Source organism: Polymorphobacter sp. PAMC 29334, from assembly GCF_019431245.1.
In the GTDB taxonomy this organism is placed as follows: domain Bacteria; phylum Pseudomonadota; class Alphaproteobacteria; order Sphingomonadales; family Sphingomonadaceae; genus Polymorphobacter_B; species Polymorphobacter_B megasporae.
In genome coordinates this window covers 82,264-99,679 of the sequence record NZ_CP080243.1, presented here as the reverse complement: position 1 = coordinate 99,679, position 17,416 = coordinate 82,264, and the positions used below count along the sequence as shown (strand labels likewise).

Here is a 17,416-nt window from a genome sequence, read left to right as displayed (position 1 = left end):
CTCTTCCGCAACTGTTAGTCCCTGCATGACCACCACCCCGCACTCGAGCACCGGTCTCTCCGGCGATCTGCTCCATATGCCCGCTCAGGTCGAGCGGCTGACATCCAACACGATCGCGTGGCTCCAAACCGACAGCGTCGCTGCGCTGATCGGGATCGGCAGCGCGGTCGTCATCGCGCTGGTGTTGCTCGGTATCCGCTTCGGCATCTGCCGCCTGCTCGGGACCGGTCACGACGTCACGACGTGGCAGGGCTTCATCGGGCGGATGGTCCGCAAGACGCGCACCTTTTTCATCGGTGCCCTCGCCGCCGAGATCGCGGTTCGGACCGCGGCCCCGCCGGGGGCGCTGCTGAGCTTCATCAAGCTGGTCTTCACCGTTTCCGCCGCGATCCAGGGCGCGATCTGGGTCCGGGAATTCATCCTCGGGCTCGTCGATCGCCGTGCTGCCTTCGCCGAGGACAAGGCCGCGCTGGCGAGCGCGGGCGGCATCATCCGCGTGCTGGTCAACGTCGTCGTCTGGTCGCTCGCCTTTATCCTCGTGCTCGACAATCTCGGCGTTAACGTCACCGCGCTGGTTGCCGGTCTCGGCGTCGGCGGTATCGCCATTGGTCTCGCCGCGCAGGGCATCTTCGCCGACCTGTTCGCGGCGCTGGCGATCCTGTTCGACCGCCCGTTCCGCGTCGGCGACACGATCCGCTGGGGCAGCGTCACCGGCAAGGTCGAGGCGATCGGGCTCAAAACCGTTCGCATCCGCTCGCAGTCGGGCGAACAGGTCGTCGTCGGCAATACCAAGCTGCTCGGCGACCAGATCTCGAACCTCGCCCGGATCGAGGAGCGGCAGGTCATCATGGTGATCGGCGTCACCTACCAGACGAGCAGCGAGCTGCTCGAGTCGATCCCTTCAGAAATCGAGACGATCGTAAATGCGCGGCCCGAGTGCCGCTTCGACCGCTGTCATTTCGTGCGCTTCGCCGACTCGTCGCTCGACTTCGAGATCGCCTTCTTCAGCGCCGGGCAGTCGTTCAAGACGATGATGGATGCGCGGCACGCGATCGGACTGGCGATCCTGCGGCGGTTCAACGAACTTGGGATCGACTTCGCCTACCCGACGCAGGTGGCGCTGACCGGGCGCGCCGATGGGCGGGTGATCGACCCGCCCGTCGCGTTCGCCATCCCGCCGCAGGGCGCGACGGGCTAGGCGGTCTTGGGCAGCGCGTGATTGCGGGCTGCGACGGGGATTGCATCGAAAAGCGCGGGAGGCTGCAGCCCGAGCCGGGATCGTGCGGCCTCGAGCGGCTCGGCAAGCAACGCCTCGTAATCCTGTCCGGGTAGCCATGCTGCCGATCGTCCGCGGCGATAGCCCTCCCAGATCGCGCGGGCGAACTTGTATCCCGGCTGGCGCGCACCCCGCAGTGCGGCACCGGTCCCGATCAACGCCCAACCGAGCGCCTTGGTCTGCGCGTAGGAGAACGCGACGAGGCACGCCTCGCCGAGCCCAGTCAGATCATAGCCGGTCAGGATGTGCCAAAGGTCGTGCGTATCGCGAATGCGCCGACCATACCACGCGACCGGGTGGACTAGGTCGATGCCCTCCGGGCGCGCTGCCTGGCGGCTGACGTCGGCAAGGCCATCGGCGCTGATCTGGCCTGCCTCGGTAAAGGCGAGGTAGTGCGCCGCGACGCTGCCGACGGGATATGTGGCAAGCATCGCACGGTCCATCAGCACCTCGGGCAGCTCGCGCCGCTGGTAGGCGATCCGGCCGCCCTGCGCCGTCAGAAGCAGCTGGAGGTACCCATCGCGGGTCGCCCGCCCGTTGAGCGACCGCATGATCTCGAACACCTGGACGGTATCGTCCTTGTCGGCAAGCAGCCGCCGCACTGCGCGCAAAGCTTTCAGCCAATCACGCTTCGGCGCGGTGATGACGAAGTCGCTGGGAGGCGTCATTGCGTTCATGCGGAGTATCTATACGCAAAAAAGCGATGGGCGCAACCGGAAGCTATTTTGGCCAACTAGATACCGGCTGCATCCTCGATGCTGAGCAGGCTCGCATTGCCGCCAGCACTCGTCGTATCGGTCGACACCACTCGCTCGACGGCGAAGCGCGGCAGGTAATGCGGACCGCCCGCCTTCGGCCCGGTCCCCGAAAGCCCTTCGCCGCCAAAGGGTTGCGAGCCGACAACCGCACCGATCATCGCGCGGTTGACGTACAGGTTCCCGACCCGCGCGGTGGCAGCGACGCGCTCGGCGGAGGAGGCGATGCGGCTGTGGAGTCCCATCGTCAGGCCATAGCCGCTGGCATTGACCGCCGCGACGGTCGCGTCGAGTTCACCCGACCGCCATGTTGCGACGTGGAGGATCGGCCCGAACCATTCCTCACGCAGCGCCTCGACGCCCGGAAGTCGGATGATCGTCGGGGCGATAAAGTTGCCCTCTGCCGGAGCCGCGATCGTATGAACCCAGCGATCCTGCTTCGATTGGCGATAGGTTTCGAGACGGTCGAATGCCGCCTCGTCGATGACCGGCCCGACGTCGGTTCGCGGATCACCGGGCGCGCCGACGATCAGCGTGTCCATCGCCCCCTTGAGCATGTCGAGCGTTCGCTCAGCGATATCCTCCTGCAGCAGGAGCAGCCGCAGCGCCGAGCAGCGCTGCCCCGCCGACCGGAAGGCGCTGGTGACGACGTCGACGACGACCTGCTCGGGCAGTGCGGTCGAATCGACGATCATCGCATTGAGGCCTCCGGTCTCGGCGATCAGCGGCACGAGCGGGCGGCGGTCATCATCGAGCAGCGTCCGGGCGATCGCGCGCGCGGTTCGCGTCGAGCCGGTGAACGCGACGCCCATGATGCGGGGATCGCCGACCAGCGCACTGCCGACATCGCCGCCGCCGATAACGAGCCGCAGCACTTCGGCGGGCACGCCGGCTTCATGGGCGAGCGCGACTGCAGCCGCGGCGATGCGCGGGGTCTGCGGCGCTGGCTTGGCGACGACGGTATTGCCTGCGGCGAGCGCGGCGGTGACCTGGCCGAGGAAGATCGCCAGCGGGAAGTTCCACGGGGCGATGCACGCAAAGACGCCACGCCCGGCCAGCCGCAGTTCGTTGCGCTCCCCGGTCGGGCCGGGGAGGATTACGGGCACGAAGTGCTCGCGGGCCTGCGCGGCGTAATAGCGACAGAAGTCGACCGCCTCGCGGACCTCGCCGAGCGCATCGCCGATCGTCTTTTTCGCCTCGTCGACGCACAAGGCCATCAGCTTGGCGCGGTCGCGCTCGAGCAGGGCGCCGAGGCGCTCGAGGATGTCGGCGCGCTTGCCAACCGGGGTCGCGTCCCACGCCGGGAAGGCGGCATGCGCGGCGGCGACGGCGCTCGCCACTTGCCCAGTCGAAAGGTCGGCAGCCTTGATGTTAGAGCGCTTGCCGAACAACGGATCGGCCTCGTCGAAGCGCAGGACGTCGCGTTCGACCCGCGCCAAGACTTCGGCGTCGGCGAGGTCGAGTCCGCTCGAATTGGTCCGGCCCGGGAAGAGATCGCGCGGCAGCGGGATGCTCGGGTGCAGCGTGCCCCCCACCGCCGCGATCCGTACCGCCGGGTCGGCGAGAAGGTCGATATCGCTGACCCCGGCGTCGGCGAGCTGGTGGACGAAGCTCGAGTTCGCGCCATTCTCGAGCAACCGCCGGACGAGATAGGCGAGCAGGTCGCGGTGCCCGCCGACCGGCGCATAGCTGCGGCAAGCGTAACCGTCCTCGCGGACCAAGCGCTCGTAGAGCCCCTCGCCCATGCCGTGCAGTCGCTGGAATTCGAAGCCCTCGGGGCCGCCCGCCCATTCGAGGATCGTCGCCACCGTCAGTGCATTATGCGTGGCGAAGGCGGGGAAGATGTTCGGCGCGGCGAGCATCTTCGCGGCGCAGGCGAGGTACGACACGTCGGTCGCGGCCTTGCGGGTGAACAGGGGGTAGTCGGCCAATCCCTCGACTTGGGTGCGCTTGATCTCGCTATCCCAATACGCGCCCTTGACCAACCGGACGCCGAGCTGGCGCGATGTCTCGGCACCCAGCGCCTGCGCCCAGTCGATCACCGCGGCTGCCCGCTTGCCGTATGCCTGTGCCGCCATGCCGAGGCCGTCCCATCCGCGCAGTTGCGGGTGCTGTGCGACCGCGGCGATGATATCGAGCGACATGTCGAGTCGCTCGGTTTCCTCGGCGTCGACCGTCAGGCCGATGCCAGCGGCTGCGGCGGCGCTTGCCAGTGAGCCAAGCATATCAGTGAGTTCGGGGACGCATGTCGCGACGTGCGCGGTTTCGTAGCGCGGGTGCAACGCCGACAGCTTGACCGAGATCGAATGGCCGGCGGCCTGGTTCGACGCGCCGATGCGCTGGATCGCCGCGACATAGCTGTCGTAATAGCGCACGGCATCGTCGCGTGTCCGCGCCGCCTCGCCGAGCATGTCGAAGCTGGCGGTGAAGCCCTTGTTATCGCTGTCCGATGCGCGGTCGAGCGCTTCATCGATCGTCCGCCCCATGACGAAGATCTGGCCCATCATCCGCATTGCCGCGCCGACCGCGGTGCGGACGAAGGGCTCGCCAGACCGTGCGATCAGCCGCTGCAACACCGATGCACGTTCGCCCGCACCGACCACCGCACGCGTCAGCACGAGTCCCCAGGTCGCTGAATTGACGAGGAGCGAATCAGACTTGCCGGTATGCGCGCCCCAGTCGGCCCCGCCGATCTTGTCGCGGATCAGCAGGTCGGCGGTCGCGGCGTCGGGGACGCGGAGGAACGCCTCGGCGAGGCTGAGCAGCGCGACGCCCTCGGCGGTGTTGAGCCGGTATTGCTGGAGGAACCGGTTGACCCACCCGCTCCCCTGCGCCGCGCGCAAGTCGGCGAGGAGGCCGAGCGCGCGGTTCTCGACGGCGGCGCGGGTTGCGGGCGCCAGCGTTGCGGCGGGCAGCAGGCGGGCGAGGACGGCGGGCTCGGGAGCGCGGCGAAGGTCGCGCATCTCGGCGCGGGCGGAGGTGAGGCTGGTCATGCCCGCCTCCTACGCCCTCACGCCGAGAAATGAAGGGTGACGTTAGCGGTAACCATAGCTAGGGTGCCGCAAAACACTGGGGAGTGATCGATGCGCGACAGCCTGCCGCTGGCAGAATACCGTTCGAAGGTCGGGACCGAAGTCGGCGTGTCCGACTGGGTGCTCGTCGACCAGGCGCGGATCGACGCGTTTGCCGACGCCACCGGCGACCATCAGTTCATCCATGTCGACCCCGTCGCTGCGGCGAAGACCCCGTTCGGCACGACGATCGCCCATGGGTTTCTGACCCTCAGCCTGATCCCGATGATGACCTACGGCTCGGTCCCGGGCGTCGAGGGCGCGAAGATGGGGGTCAATTACGGCCTCAACAAATTGCGCTTCATGGCCCCGGTCAAGTCGGGCAAGCGTGTCCGCGGTCGCTTCACTATTGTCGCGGTCGACGACCGGCCCGACGGCAGCATCCAGACCACGACCTCGGTCACCGTCGAGATCGAAGGCGAGACCAAACCCGCGCTCATCGCCGAGTCGATCGCCCTGATTTACCTGTGAGCCGCATCGGCACCCTGCCGCGCGACGCGTGGCCGCCCGAGTTCGCGACGGCGATGGAGCGAATGACCGCCCCGGGGCGTGACCCGCTCGCGCTGTTCACCGCGGTTGCCCAGAGCCCGCGTGCTTGGGAGCGTTTCACCGCCGCGTCGATGGCGGGCCCGTCGCCGCTGTCGATGCGCGACCGCGAGGTGGTGATCGACCGGACCGCCGCAAAGACCGGCAACGAGTATGAGTGGGGCATCCACACCAAGGTCTTCGCTAAGAAGGCCGAACTGACCCAAGAGCAGGTCCGATCGACGTTCGACGGTCATGCCGATGACGGCAACTGGACTGCGCACGACGCCACGCTCATCGCGACGGTCGATGCCCTGCTGGTGCGCAACCGGCTGAGCGACGCCGAATTCGCGCGGCTGGCGGCCGAGTTCGACACGGCGCAGGTTCTTGAGATCGTCCAACTCGTTGCTTTCTATAACGGTATCGCGCTGATCGTCGGCGCGCTCGACCTCCAGACGGAGGCCGGCATGCCCCGCTTCCCTGACAACAAGGATTAGACCCATGCGTGAAGCTGTCATCGTTTCGACCGCGCGGACCCCGATCGGGCGCGCCTTTCGCGGCGCATTCAACGCCTCGCCGCCGCCGATGCTCGGCGGCCATGCGATCAAGCACGCGGTCGAGCGCGCCGGTATCGACGGCGCCGAGGTCGACGACGTCGTCTGGGGCGCGTCGCTCCAGCAGGGCGGTCAGGCCCCGAACATCGCCCGGCTGGCGCTCCTCCGCGCCGGACTGCCGACGAGCGTCAGCGGCCAGTCGATGGACCGCCAGTGCGCGTCGGGGATGATGGCGATCGCGACCGCGGCGAAGCAGATCATCGTCGACGGGATGCAGATTGCGATCGGCGGCGGGCAGGATTCGATCTCGATGGTCCAGACCAACAAGATGCGGATCGATCCCGATCCCGGCCTGCTCGCGATGCATTCGAACGTCTACATGCCGATGATCGACACCGCCGAGGTCGTCGCCAAGCGGTACAGCATCAGCCGCGACCGGCAGGACGAGTATAGCTACCAGTCGCAGATGCGGACCGCCGCCGCGCAACAGGCAGGCCGGTTCGATGCCGAGATCGTGCCGCTGCCGTCGAGCATGGGCATGGCGAACAAGGAAACCGGCGAGGTTACCTTCCACGACGTCACGCTGACGAAGGACGAGGGCAACCGCCCCGAGACTACGCTCGAAGGCTTGAAGGGCCTCAAGCCGGTCCGCGAAGGCGGGGTCATCACTGCCGGCAACGCGTCGCAGCTGTCGGACGGCGCGTCGGCGAGCGTGCTGATGGAAGCCGGCGAGGCGTCACGGCGCGGGCTGACCCCGCTTGGGCGCTACGTCGGCATGGCGTCGGCCGGGCTCGACCCCGACGAGATGGGCATCGGCCCGATCTATGCCGTGCCCAAGTTGTTGAAGCGCAACGGCCTGACGATCGACGACATCGACCTTTGGGAATTGAACGAGGCGTTCGCGGTGCAGGTGCTCCACTGCGCCGACGTCCTCGGCATCGATCAGGCGAAGCTCAACGTCAACGGCGGCGCGATCTCGATCGGGCATCCGTACGGCATGTCGGGGGCACGGCTGACCGGTCATGCGCTGATCGAGGGCAAGCGGCGCGGGGCGAAATATGTCGTCGTGACGATGTGCGTCGGCGGCGGCATGGGCGCGGCAGGGCTGTTCGAGGTCTACTGAGGAGCGGGCTGCTTACGACCGCAACGGTGCTTCGTGGGGCTGAAAGGTCACACGAAGTTCACGGTTTTGAACATGCGTTTTCGTGTCTGACGTCGCCCTGCCTAAGGGCGGGACGGCATCTTCCCCTCCCCTTCAGGGGAAGGGCGAGAGACACGCCGCTTGGCGTGGCCCGGGGGTGGGGGCTTTCTGAGGCAGATAGCTGGTGGCGACTCCCCCACCCCCGGCCCCTCCCCTGAAGGGGAGGGGAGCAGGAAGAGCAGGGACGGGAGCCGACTAAGGCGACCAACAATGAGAAAGAACACAGTGCCGGTTCCGCGCGATCCGACTCGCCGGGACCGTAACGTGTTCGCGGGGCTGTAGGACAGCGGAATCAAACGGCGATCGAACCGCCGCCCGCGCGCTACACTGCCTCGAAGATCGCCGCCTGCATCGTCGCCGCGCCGCGCCGCAGCGGCTTCAACTCTTCCTGATACTTCGCCGAGAACCAGAAGCTCTCCGCCGCGGTCCGCGACGGGAAATTGATCATCACCGCGCCGACGCCGTCGGGCCAGCCTTCGAGGCGATTGGCCGGCTGGCCGTCGACCGTCACGACCCCGCCGTGCGCGGCATAGAGTCCCGACTCGGCAAGCGCCTTGGCGTACGCCGCCATTTTCCGCGCATCGCTCACCCGCGCGGTGAGCAGCAGGGTGGCGGGCCTCGGCAGATTTTCGGTATCGTTCACGGCTGCTCCACGCTAGGTCGCTGCGGGGGCTATCGGCGGGCCGGCGGCATCTGTCAAAGACGGCGCGCGGCGGTTCAGTAGGGAATGCGACTTGATGGTACGATATCGCCTGGTGACGACGACCGCCGTAATCGCCCTCGCCAGCGCCAGTTTCGGCGGGATAGCCTTTGCTCAGGCCGCGACGCCGGCCGCGACCGCAACTCCGGCGGCGACACCGCCGGCACAGCTCGCTCCCGCCCAAGATACCCCTATCGATGCAACGACGGTGACAAGCCTGTCGACCGACGTCCTTGCCCAGCGCGGCCTCGTTACGACGCGCGACGTGCTCGAGTACGTCCCCAATTCGGTTAGCGCGGCATTCCCCGGCATCGGCGCGGGCAATATCGACTACATCCGCGGGCTCGGCACGACGTCGGCTGCACCGTCTGTCGGCGCCCCGGTGACGACCTCGATCGATGGCATCTACCTGCCGCGGCAGTCGGCCAACAACTTCGGCTTCTTCGACATCACCGGCGTCGATGTCCGGCGCGGCCCGCAGGGGACGACGGGCGGAGCGAACAGCAGCGGCGGGAGCGTCGACGTGAATCTTGCCGAACCCGGCGACCGGATCGCGGGCTATTTTGAAGGCGGCTACGGCAGCTATGAGCGCCGCGAATTCCGCGGCTCGCTCAACATTCCGTTCGGCACCGACATCGCGATCAAGCTGAGCGGATTCTACAACGACGACCACGGCTACGGCATCAACTCGACCACCGGGCAGCGTAACGACGACAGCAACGGCGCGGGCATCCGCGGCGCGCTGCGGATCAACGTCACCGACCGGCTGAGCTGGAACGGATCGGTCGCATATCTGCGCAACGACGCCGACAATTTCGCCACCTCCGACTGCGATCCGCGCAATCCGTCGAACTGCAAGGGGCGCTTCCTGACGAGCGGGCTGCGCCAGGGCTATGACACCGCGCATCCGTCGCCGTTCACTGCGCTCGGCGTCACCGGCCGCAAGGCGGGCTTCGGCGCGCAGGATTATGCCGACACGACGTTGGCAACGTCGAAATTCCTGTGGGCGGGCGACGGCTTCAACGTCGCGGTCATCACCGGCTATGTCGACCTCAAGCAGAAATACGCCGCCGACCTGACCGACGGACGCCTCGTTCCCAGCGTCGCGACGCCGTTCCCGGCGGTGGCGGGCTATACCGCCGGCGGATCGACGACGCTCAGCGACGGGTCGACCCACCAGTTCAGCCAGGAGGTCCGCCTCGACGGCAAGGCGTTCGGCGGCTTCCTCGATTACGTCGTCGGGGCCTATTACTCCGACGAGGACGATACCACCGACGTCGCCGACATCCTGACCACCGCCGCCGCGCCCGCACCGCGCGGCAATCCGGGGGTCCTCGCCGACCGGACGCTCCGTACCTCGACCAAGTCGACCGCGGGCTATGCGCAGGTCGACGCCAACGTGACCGATGCGTTCAAGCTGACCGCCGGGGTGCGTTACACTGACGAGCGCAAGACGCTCGGGGTCAGCGACAATCGTGCGGGCTGCCTGACGTGCCTCAACACCACGAGCCTTGTCAGCGGCGGCATCGCCGTGCCGGTCAACCAATCGACCAAGCTGTGGACCCCGCGCGTCGTCGCGAGCTACCAGCTACCCGGTGTCCTCGTTTTCGCCAGCGCGACGCGCGGCTTCACCGGCGGCGGGTGGAACACGCAGGCGATCGTCCCGCAGGCGCTGCTGCCGTACGCCGCGTCGCGCAACTGGACGTATGAGGGCGGGGTCAAGAGCGACCTGTTCGATCACCGGCTCAAGGTCGGCGTCACCGGCTTCTACATCGACGCGAGCAACGTCGCGGTCCCCGTCACCGGCGTCGACCCGGCGTCGGGCGCGCTGTCGTATTCGACCGCGAGCGCGGGCATGCACAATTACGGGGCCGAGTTCGAAGCGACCGCGACGCCGTTCAAGGGGCTCAACCTGTTCGCTAACCTCGGGTATCAGCACGCCCGCTACCGCGTGAACGGCGCGACGGGTGCCGATCGCTTCGGCACCAAGGCGATCGCGCAGCAACAGGCCGACTGCCGCGCCGAACTCGCCGCCAAGCGCGTTCCCGGCGCGCCGTTCGTCGACAACGCCCCCGATTGCGGCAGCGGGCTCGTCGCGGCCGATGGCTCGCTCGCGCGCCCCGACTATACCCCCGACTATAGCGCCGCGGTCGGCGGCACCTTCGACTATGCGATCCCGGCGGCCGGGATCATCCTCCAGCCCGGCGGCAGCGTGATCTACCGGTCGAGCTTCGAGACCGGCGCGTCGAACGCGTCGCTGTACACCGGCGGGGTCACCGGCGGCAGCGGCATCACCTATCAGGCCAACCCGTTCGGCGGGACGCTCATCACCGGATCGCGCGCCAAGTCGTATGTCGTCGCCAACGCCGCGCTGGCGATGAAGACCGACGACGGCAATTGGGTGCTCAGCATCGAGTGCAACAACTGCCTCGATCGCAACTATGTCGCGTCGAGCCTCGGTACGGTTGCGTATCTCGCGCCGCCGCGGACGTGGCTGTTTCATGCCAAACGGACGTTTTAGGCCGTCATAAAATCGTCGCGCGGGGTAATTGCACCGAAAAGCAAAACGACTAAGGTTCCTCACACGGAACAACGGCGATCATGGCCAGTTGGCACAAGCCCGACCGGGGCAGGGGAGACATTACTGATGGCGACGACACCCAAGACCGCGAAGCCCGCTGCCGACAAGGCACCGGCAGCCAAGAAGGCTCCAGCGGCCAAGAAGGCACCTGCGGCGAAGAAGGAAAAGGCCCCCGTCGATCCGAACGCGCCGAAGAAGGTCGACGCGCTCCAGAAGCCACTCCAGCCGTCGCCCGAACTCGCCGAGATCGTCGGTAAGGACGTGCTTCCGCGCGGCCAGGTCGTCAGCAAGGTGTGGGAATATATCCGCAAGCACAATTTGCAGAACCCCGCCGACAAGCGCGAAATCCTCGCCGACGAGAAGCTGAAGAAGGTTTTCGGGCGCGACAAGTGCACGATGTTCGAGATGAACAAGTATCTCGCCCAGCATTTGAAGTAGGACCGAACGCGGCTCGCGCTAGCCGAGTGATGCCCTTGCATTATTCGGCTAGCGCGGGACTCGCGGAAGGTTCGGCCGACGGGTCGCTGCACCTTCGCGCCGAACCCGACCGACGGCGCGGCTTTGGCCGCGACCCCTTCCTGACTACCCACCCTTAGGCCACCCGCGGCCCGACCCCGAACCCCCGAACCGGGGTGCAATCCGGCAGCACGACATAGCGCGCCGCCCCCGATCGCCGCACCGCGATCCGCAACTCCCCCACCGCAGCGCACGGCCGGTAGGTCCAGACGAACTGCCACTCGTCGGAATATTCGAGCACGCGCCGATTGCCGAAATGCCCCGCCGGCTGCCCGGTCTGCCCGGCATAAGCGGTGAGCAGTCGCGTCGCCCGTGTCTCCGCCTCCGCCCGGTCGATCCGCGGCACCTTCGCAAACCGCAGCGCCAGCCAGCCCGCAACGAGCAGCACCGTCAGCGCCAACGCGAAACGAATGATCGCGCCGCGGGTCATCGCGTGGTGACGGTCGCAAACGAGAGGCGCGGCGGCGGCATTGTCCCAAGTCTGCCTCGCTAAACGCGGCCGGAACAGCGCGTTGTTGCCGCGCCTCCGGCCTAGCCGCCGATCCGCGCTTTGATCGCATCCCAGATCAGCCCCGGCGTGTCGGTGCCGTTGAAGCGGTCGATCGCGACGATCCCGGTCGGCGAGGTCACGTTGATCTCGGTCAGATAGCCCGCGATGACGTCGATGCCGACGAACACCAGCCCGCGCCGCTTCAACTCCGGCCCGATGCGCGCGCAGATTTCCTCCTCGCGCGGGGTCAGCGCGGTCGCGTGCGCGGCGCCCCCGGCGGCGAGGTTCGAGCGAATTTCGCCCGCCTTGGGCAGGCGGTTGATCGCCCCGGTGGCGACGCCGTCGACGAGGACGATGCGCTTGTCGCCCGCCGAGACGTCGGGCAGGAACTTCTGGACCATGAACGGCTCGGGCCAGACGTGGCTGAACAGTTCGACGAGCGCGGCGAGGTTGGCGTCACCAGTGCCGACGTGGAAGACTGCGGTCCCGGCGTTGCCGTAAAGCGGCTTGACGACGACCGCGCCATGTTCCTCGCGAAACGCCGCCGCTTCGTCCAATCGCCGCGTCACCATCGTCGGCGGCATCAGGTCCGGATAGCCGAGGACGAATAATTTCTCGGGCGCATTACGGACCTCGGCGGGGTCGTTGACCACCAAGGTCTCGCCGGCAACGCGCTCGAGCAGGTGCGTCGCGGTGATGTACGCCATGTCGAACGGCGGGTCCTGCCGCATCAATACGACGTCGGTATCGCGCCCAAGGTCGATCGTCGTCGTTTCGCCGGTCCAGCGGAAATGTGCGCCCGACGTCCGCTCGACCGTGAGCGGGCGGGCACGTGCGCGGACCCGGCCCGCGACATAGGTCAGGTCGGTGCTCAGATAGTGCCACAGCGTATGGCCGCGCGACTGCGCCTCGAGCATCAACGCAAAGGTCGAATCGCCGCCGATGTTGACGGTTTCGATCGGGTCCATCTGGACGGCGACGGTCAGTGACATGCAGGCGGCTCCCGTGGCGTGAGCCGCCGTCGTAGACCCTCGCTCGGGCTTCGCGCCAGTGGGTCTAGCTCGGACTGCGCGCCAACGCTTCGAGCGCGGCGCGAATCCGCCCGCGCACCGCGGTGTCACGCGTCGTCTCGAGCATCGCGCCGAGCGACATCCGCGCCGCGCCGACCGCTCCGGTCAGCTGCTCGAGCCGGGCGCGCTCCCACCACAGGCCGGTGAAGCCCGGCGCAATCAGCGTCATCCGTTCGTGGAGGGTCAGCGCGCGGGCGACATCGCCGCCGCGCCGCGCGCGTGTCGCCTGGTTCGACAACAGCCGGACGAGCGTCGCGCGGTTGCTCAACGCGGTAAGATGGTCGGCGTCGAGCGTCGCCGAGCCGCCGAGCACGCGCGTCAGCACTGCGTTGAGGCCGGTCGGACCGAGCAGGCGGCCGCCGTCGAACGGATCGACCAGCTGCGCGACAGGGTCATGGCCGATGCGGACGAGGACGTGCCCCGGCAGTCCGAGTGGATCGGCCGCCCAGCCGACACGGCGAGCAAGCGCGACGTACAGGATCGACAAAGTCACCGGCAGGCCGAGCTTGCGGTCGAGCAGTTCGAGCAGGTCGGCGTTGCGCGGGTTGTCGTAATCCTGCGCGTCGCCGGTCATTTCTTCGGACTGGGCGATGAGTTCGGTCAGCGCGCGGGCGCGGCTGCGTGGTGTTGTCAGCCCCGCCGACTCCCGTTGGAGGCGGAGCGCCATGCCCGTCAGGCGGGCGCGGGCGGTGTCGAGCGTCGCGCGTGTGTCGTTGGCGGGCTGGTCGGCGGCGGCGAGCAGCAGCGCTGCATCGGCTAGATCGATCGCGGCGTCGTCGACAAGTCCCAGCCGGGCCAGGTCGCTCGTTCGCAGCATCACGTCACTCGCGCTAGCCATCGCCTCGGTCCCTTCGCGTCACCCTGCCTGTCGTTCCCCAAGTTGTTACAGATTGGAGTGACAATCGCGGCTTGTCGAGCGGCTATCTGGACTTGAGTTCGAGGGCACGCGCGTAAATTGTCTTTCGTGCCACACCGAGCGTCGCGCTGACCTCGGCGACCGCAGCACTGAGCGGGTGCGACACCATGGCAGCGATAAGCGCGGTGTCGAGATCGGCGGCGGACGGCGCGACCGCCTCGCCCGGCGGCCCCACCACGATCACGACTTCACCGCGCGGCGGCGCTTCGGCGTAGCGCGCGCTGAGGCTGAGCAAAGTGCCGTCGACGGTTTCCTCGAACTTCTTGGTGATCTCGCGCGCGACCGCCGCCGGGCGGTCCCCCAGCCGCTCCGCCAGCAGCGCGAGCGTCGCCGACGTCCGCGGCCCCGATTCATAGAATACCAAAGTTGCGCGGACCGCGCCGAGCTCGTCGATCGCCGCCGCCTTCGCGCCGGCCTTCGCGGGAAGGAAGCCGGCGAACAGGAAGCGGTCGGTCGGCAATCCAGCAAGCGTCAGCGCGGCGACTGCAGCGCAAGGCCCGGGAATCGTGATGACCTCGATCCCGGCAGCGCGGGCGTCGCGGACGAGCTTGTACCCGGGATCGGAGATCAGCGGCGTACCCGCGTCGGACACGAGCGCAACCGCGTCGCCGCGCATCCGCTCGATCAGCGCGGGGCGGACCGCATCGGCATTATGGTCGTGGTACGGCTGCATCGGGACCTTGGCATCGATATGAGCCAGCAGCTTGGCAGTGACGCGCGTGTCCTCGGCGGCGATCAGTGCGACACCCGCAAGGATCCGCGCGGCACGCGGGGACAGGTCACCGAGATTGCCGATCGGGGTTGCGACGATGTAGAGGCCGGGCGACAACGCGCCGGTTAACAAGGCCATGTCTTCAGTGGTCGAGGGAGATTCCATTTGCGTACTCTGGACGGGCTTGGGCCCCGGCGGCAACCGTTAGCGCAGCGGCTGCGGATCGCGGGTGTCGGTCTCGCATTCGTCGCAGCCGCGTGTGCGGGACCGAAGACCCAGACCGGAATGGCTGTCGGGCCGCGTCCGGCCGCTCCCGCCCCGGTCGTGGTGGCAGCGCCCACCCGCGCCCCTGATGCAGCGCGCAACCGTGTTGCGCTGCTTGTGCCGATGACCGGCGCGAACGCCGCTGTCGGCCAGTCAATCGCCAATGCCGCGACGATGGCGCTACTCGATCTCGGCGATACCCGCATCAACCTCCAGGTCTACGATACCGCGGCGGGTGGCGCCGGCGCGGCGGCGGCGAAGGCGGTCGGCGACGGTGCGAAGCTTTTCCTCGGGCCGTTGCTCGCGGGCGATGTTCGCGCGGTGCAGGGCGTCGCGAGCGCCAACGGCGTGCCGGTCCTTACCTTCTCAAACGACGCCGCGCTCGCGGGCGGCGGCACCTTCGTCATGGGCTTCCAGCCCGGCCAGTCGATCGCGCGCGTCGTCGCCTACGCCCGGTCGCGCGGGGTCGAGCGCTTCGCCGCGCTGGTCCCGTCGGGGGTCTACGGCCAACGCGCGGGGACCGCCTTCCTCCGTGCGGTCGAGGCCGCGGGCGGCAAGGCGGTCGCGGTGACGAGCTATGCCCGGACTTCGGCGGGGCTGCTCGCCGCTGCGCGCAAGCTCACCGATTACGATGCGCGCCACGCCGCCGCCGCCAAAACCGCTGCGCTCCGTCCCGACGGGACAATCGCGTCGGTCAGCCACAATCTCGCGCCGGTCGGCTTCCAGGCGCTGCTGATCGCCGATTCGGGATCGATCGCGGCCGCTGTCGCCCCCGCGCTCGTCCAGTTCGGCGCGACCCCGGTCCTCATCATGGGGACCGAGTTGTGGAACAGCGAACCGGCGATCGCCCAAGCTCCGGCGCTCAGCGGCGCGGTGTTTGCCGCCGTCCCCGACGACCGCTTCCACCAGCTCGCCGTGCGCTACAAGGCGAAGTTCGGCGGCGCGCCGTCACGGCTGGCGAGCTTCGGCTACGACGCGGTGCTGCTGGTCAACGGCGTTGCCGGCAACGGCTGGGCGACCGGCGCGCCATTCCCGCGCGCCGGGCTATCGGCAGCGGGCGGCTTCACCGGGATCGACGGCGTGTTCCGCTTTTCGGGCGCGGGCGTCGCCGAACGCGGGCTCGAGGTCGAGCAGGTCGGGCCGCAGGGCTTCACCGTCGTCGCTGCCGCCCCGAAGGCGCTGAACTAAGCCAGTTCCGCGAGCACCGCGTTGACCAGCGGGCGACCCTTCGGGGTCAGTCGCAGTCCCGCCGCATCCGACTCGACGAAGCCGAGCTCGACCAGCCGTGCCAGCCGCGTGCGGTCGATCGAGGCGTCGAGCGCCTCCCCTGTCCGCCGCTCAAAAGTGCCCGCATCGATCCCGTCCGCCAGCCGCAGCCCCATTAACAGCGCCTCGCGAGCGCGGGTCGCGGGGGGCAGCGGCTCGGTCGTGACGATGCCATGGCCGTGCGCGGCGACCGCGGCGATCCAATTCTCGGGCTTGCGGTGGCGCGCGGTCGCCTCGCCCGCCCGCCGGCCATGCGCGCCCGGGCCGACCCCGACGTAATCGGCGTAAGTCCAGTAGGCGAGGTTGTGGCGGCTCGCCGCGCCAGCGCGCGCGTGGTTCGACACTTCGTACGCCGGGATGCCCGCCGCCGCCGTCATCTCGGCCGTCAGGTCGAACAGGTCGGCGGAAATCTCCTCGGGCGGCAGGACCAGTTCGCCCTTGGCATGGAGCACTGCGTAGCGCGTCCCCGGCTCGATCGTCAGGCCGTAGAGCGACAGATGCTCGGTGCCGAAGGCGAGCGCACGGGTTAGCTCGGCGCTCCACGCCGCTACCGTCTGCCCGGGACGGTCGTAGATCAGGTCGAAGCTGACGCGCGGGAAATGCCGCTGCGCGACGTCGAGCGCCGCCATCCCCTGCGCGAGATCGTGCGGGCGGCCGAGCGCGGCGAGGGCGGCGTCGTCGAGCGCCTGCAGCCCGAGGCTGACGCGATTGACCCCGGCGGCGGCGAACCCGGCGAACCGCGCTGCCTCGACGCTCGACGGATTGGCTTCGAGGGTGATCTCGCAGTCGGAGTCGATCGGCCAGTTCGCGGCGACGGCAGCGATGATGCGTTCGACCGTTGCCGGGGCCATCAGCGACGGGGTGCCGCCGCCGAAGAAAATGCTGCCGACCGTCCGGCCCGGTGTCAGCGCCGCCTCGAACGCGAGGTCGGCGACCAGCGCGTCCGTCCATCCGGCTTCGTCGATGCTCGCGCGGACGTGGCTGTTGAAGTCGCAGTACGGGCACTTCGAGACACAGAACGGCCAGTGGATATAGACCGCTAGCAGGTCGCTCATCGTGCGGGCGGCGGTCCGGCAGCGGCGGCGATGGCGGCGGCGTTGATCTCGACGTTGTGGAACGCCGCGACCTGCCAGCGGCCATCGGTCTTGACCATGACCTGTTCGAGCCGGGTGCGGAGCGCGCCGTCGACGGGTGAGAAGAATGGGGGCAGGTCGCCAAATCCGGTGACCTCGGTCAGCGTGTCGACGACCGCGACATCGGGGCGGATCATGGCGATGTGGGCGACCGTCTGCCGCAGCGTGCTGCCACGATAGAAGGTCGCGAAGATGTGCTTGTGCTGGCCGATGAAGGGCATCCGCCCGACCGAGAACATGCCGACGACGTTGGTGAAGACGACCTCGTCGGTGACGGGTGCCGCAAAGGCAACGGCGTCGCCCGCGGCCCATGCAGCATCTTCGGCGGCGAGAATGGCAAGAATTGCGGCGCGGTCGCCGTCGGATGCGGTCATGGTCGCTCCTTG

At 68.3% G+C, this 17,416-nt stretch carries 16 protein-coding genes; 7 read left to right on the top strand and 9 right to left on the bottom strand.

Features of this window, described 5'->3' with window-relative positions; genetic code table 11:
- Window positions 1-25: 25 nt before the first annotated feature.
- Window positions 26-1,198, top strand: a complete 1,173-nt coding sequence (locus tag KZX46_RS04260) for a mechanosensitive ion channel family protein (protein ID WP_226896090.1) — start codon at window positions 26-28, stop codon at window positions 1,196-1,198.
- Here KZX46_RS04260 and KZX46_RS04255 read toward each other — a convergent pair.
- Window positions 1,195-1,953, bottom strand: a complete 759-nt coding sequence (locus KZX46_RS04255) for a Coq4 family protein (RefSeq protein WP_226896089.1) — start codon at window positions 1,951-1,953, stop codon at window positions 1,195-1,197. The two genes, KZX46_RS04260 and KZX46_RS04255, sit on opposite strands and share 4 nt — an antisense overlap.
- A 56-nt stretch (window positions 1,954-2,009) precedes the next feature.
- Complete coding sequence (putA, locus tag KZX46_RS04250) at window positions 2,010-5,024, bottom strand: bifunctional proline dehydrogenase/L-glutamate gamma-semialdehyde dehydrogenase PutA (protein ID WP_219775624.1); 3,015 nt, start codon at window positions 5,022-5,024, stop codon at window positions 2,010-2,012.
- 90 nt (window positions 5,025-5,114) lie between these two features.
- Here putA and KZX46_RS04245 point away from each other — a divergent pair, with 90 nt between their 5' ends.
- Genes KZX46_RS04245 through KZX46_RS04235 form a run of 3 tightly spaced genes read left to right on the top strand, consistent with a single transcriptional unit; the run spans window position 5,115 to window position 7,304 of the window.
- Window positions 5,115-5,573: a MaoC family dehydratase gene (locus KZX46_RS04245; protein ID WP_219775623.1), complete on the top strand. Its 459-nt coding sequence runs from the start codon at window positions 5,115-5,117 to the stop codon at window positions 5,571-5,573.
- Window positions 5,570-6,124, top strand: a complete 555-nt coding sequence (locus KZX46_RS04240; RefSeq protein WP_219775622.1) for a carboxymuconolactone decarboxylase family protein — start codon at window positions 5,570-5,572, stop codon at window positions 6,122-6,124. The genes KZX46_RS04245 and KZX46_RS04240 overlap by 4 nt, the downstream gene beginning before the upstream one ends.
- Window positions 6,125-6,128: 4 nt before the next feature.
- Entirely contained in the window at window positions 6,129-7,304 is a 1,176-nt protein-coding gene (locus KZX46_RS04235; protein WP_216708275.1) for an acetyl-CoA C-acyltransferase, read from the top strand.
- Between the two features lie 400 nt (window positions 7,305-7,704).
- Here the strand turns inward: KZX46_RS04235 and KZX46_RS04230 are convergent, their stop codons facing one another.
- A complete protein-coding gene (locus tag KZX46_RS04230; RefSeq protein ID WP_216708276.1) occupies window positions 7,705-8,025 on the bottom strand; it encodes a DUF1330 domain-containing protein in 321 nt (106 codons plus the stop codon).
- Window positions 8,026-8,119: 94 nt separating this feature from the next.
- Here KZX46_RS04230 and KZX46_RS04225 point away from each other — a divergent pair, with 94 nt between their 5' ends.
- Window positions 8,120-10,603: a TonB-dependent receptor gene (locus tag KZX46_RS04225; protein ID WP_219775621.1), complete on the top strand. Its 2,484-nt coding sequence runs from the start codon at window positions 8,120-8,122 to the stop codon at window positions 10,601-10,603.
- Between the two features lie 306 nt (window positions 10,604-10,909).
- Complete coding sequence (locus KZX46_RS22760; protein ID WP_226896310.1) at window positions 10,910-11,101, top strand: SWIB/MDM2 domain-containing protein; 192 nt, start codon at window positions 10,910-10,912, stop codon at window positions 11,099-11,101.
- Between the two features lie 154 nt (window positions 11,102-11,255).
- Here the strand turns inward: KZX46_RS22760 and KZX46_RS04215 are convergent, their stop codons facing one another.
- The 4 genes from KZX46_RS04215 to rsmI all read right to left on the bottom strand — a co-directional run bounded on the left by KZX46_RS04215 (window position 11,256) and on the right by rsmI (window position 14,505).
- On the bottom strand, window positions 11,256-11,609 hold the full coding sequence (locus KZX46_RS04215) for a hypothetical protein (protein WP_219775620.1): 354 nt from the start codon (window positions 11,607-11,609) through the stop codon (window positions 11,256-11,258).
- Window positions 11,610-11,710: 101 nt separating this feature from the next.
- A complete protein-coding gene (gene gshB, locus KZX46_RS04210) occupies window positions 11,711-12,661 on the bottom strand; it encodes a glutathione synthase (RefSeq protein ID WP_219775619.1) in 951 nt (316 codons plus the stop codon).
- A 64-nt stretch (window positions 12,662-12,725) separates the two neighbouring features.
- Window positions 12,726-13,577, bottom strand: coding sequence for a SirB1 family protein (locus tag KZX46_RS04205; protein WP_226896088.1), 852 nt, complete (start codon window positions 13,575-13,577; stop codon window positions 12,726-12,728).
- Between the two features lie 82 nt (window positions 13,578-13,659).
- Complete coding sequence (gene rsmI / locus KZX46_RS04200; protein WP_219775618.1) at window positions 13,660-14,505, bottom strand: 16S rRNA (cytidine(1402)-2'-O)-methyltransferase; 846 nt, start codon at window positions 14,503-14,505, stop codon at window positions 13,660-13,662.
- A gap of 27 nt (window positions 14,506-14,532) precedes the next feature.
- Between rsmI and KZX46_RS04195 the strand changes: the two genes are divergently transcribed.
- Window positions 14,533-15,819, top strand: a complete 1,287-nt coding sequence (locus tag KZX46_RS04195) for a penicillin-binding protein activator (protein WP_226896087.1) — start codon at window positions 14,533-14,535, stop codon at window positions 15,817-15,819.
- Here the strand turns inward: KZX46_RS04195 and hemW are convergent.
- Both hemW and KZX46_RS04185 read right to left on the bottom strand, forming a co-directional pair.
- Window positions 15,816-16,952 carry a radical SAM family heme chaperone HemW gene (hemW, locus tag KZX46_RS04190; protein WP_219775617.1) on the bottom strand — a complete coding sequence of 379 codons (1,137 nt, stop codon included), beginning with the start codon at window positions 16,950-16,952 and terminating at the stop codon, window positions 15,816-15,818. The two genes, KZX46_RS04195 and hemW, sit on opposite strands and share 4 nt — an antisense overlap.
- A complete protein-coding gene (locus tag KZX46_RS04185; protein WP_216708282.1) occupies window positions 16,949-17,404 on the bottom strand; it encodes an SgcJ/EcaC family oxidoreductase in 456 nt (151 codons plus the stop codon). Before KZX46_RS04185 ends, hemW begins: the two co-directional genes overlap by 4 nt.
- Window positions 17,405-17,416 lie beyond the last annotated feature (12 nt).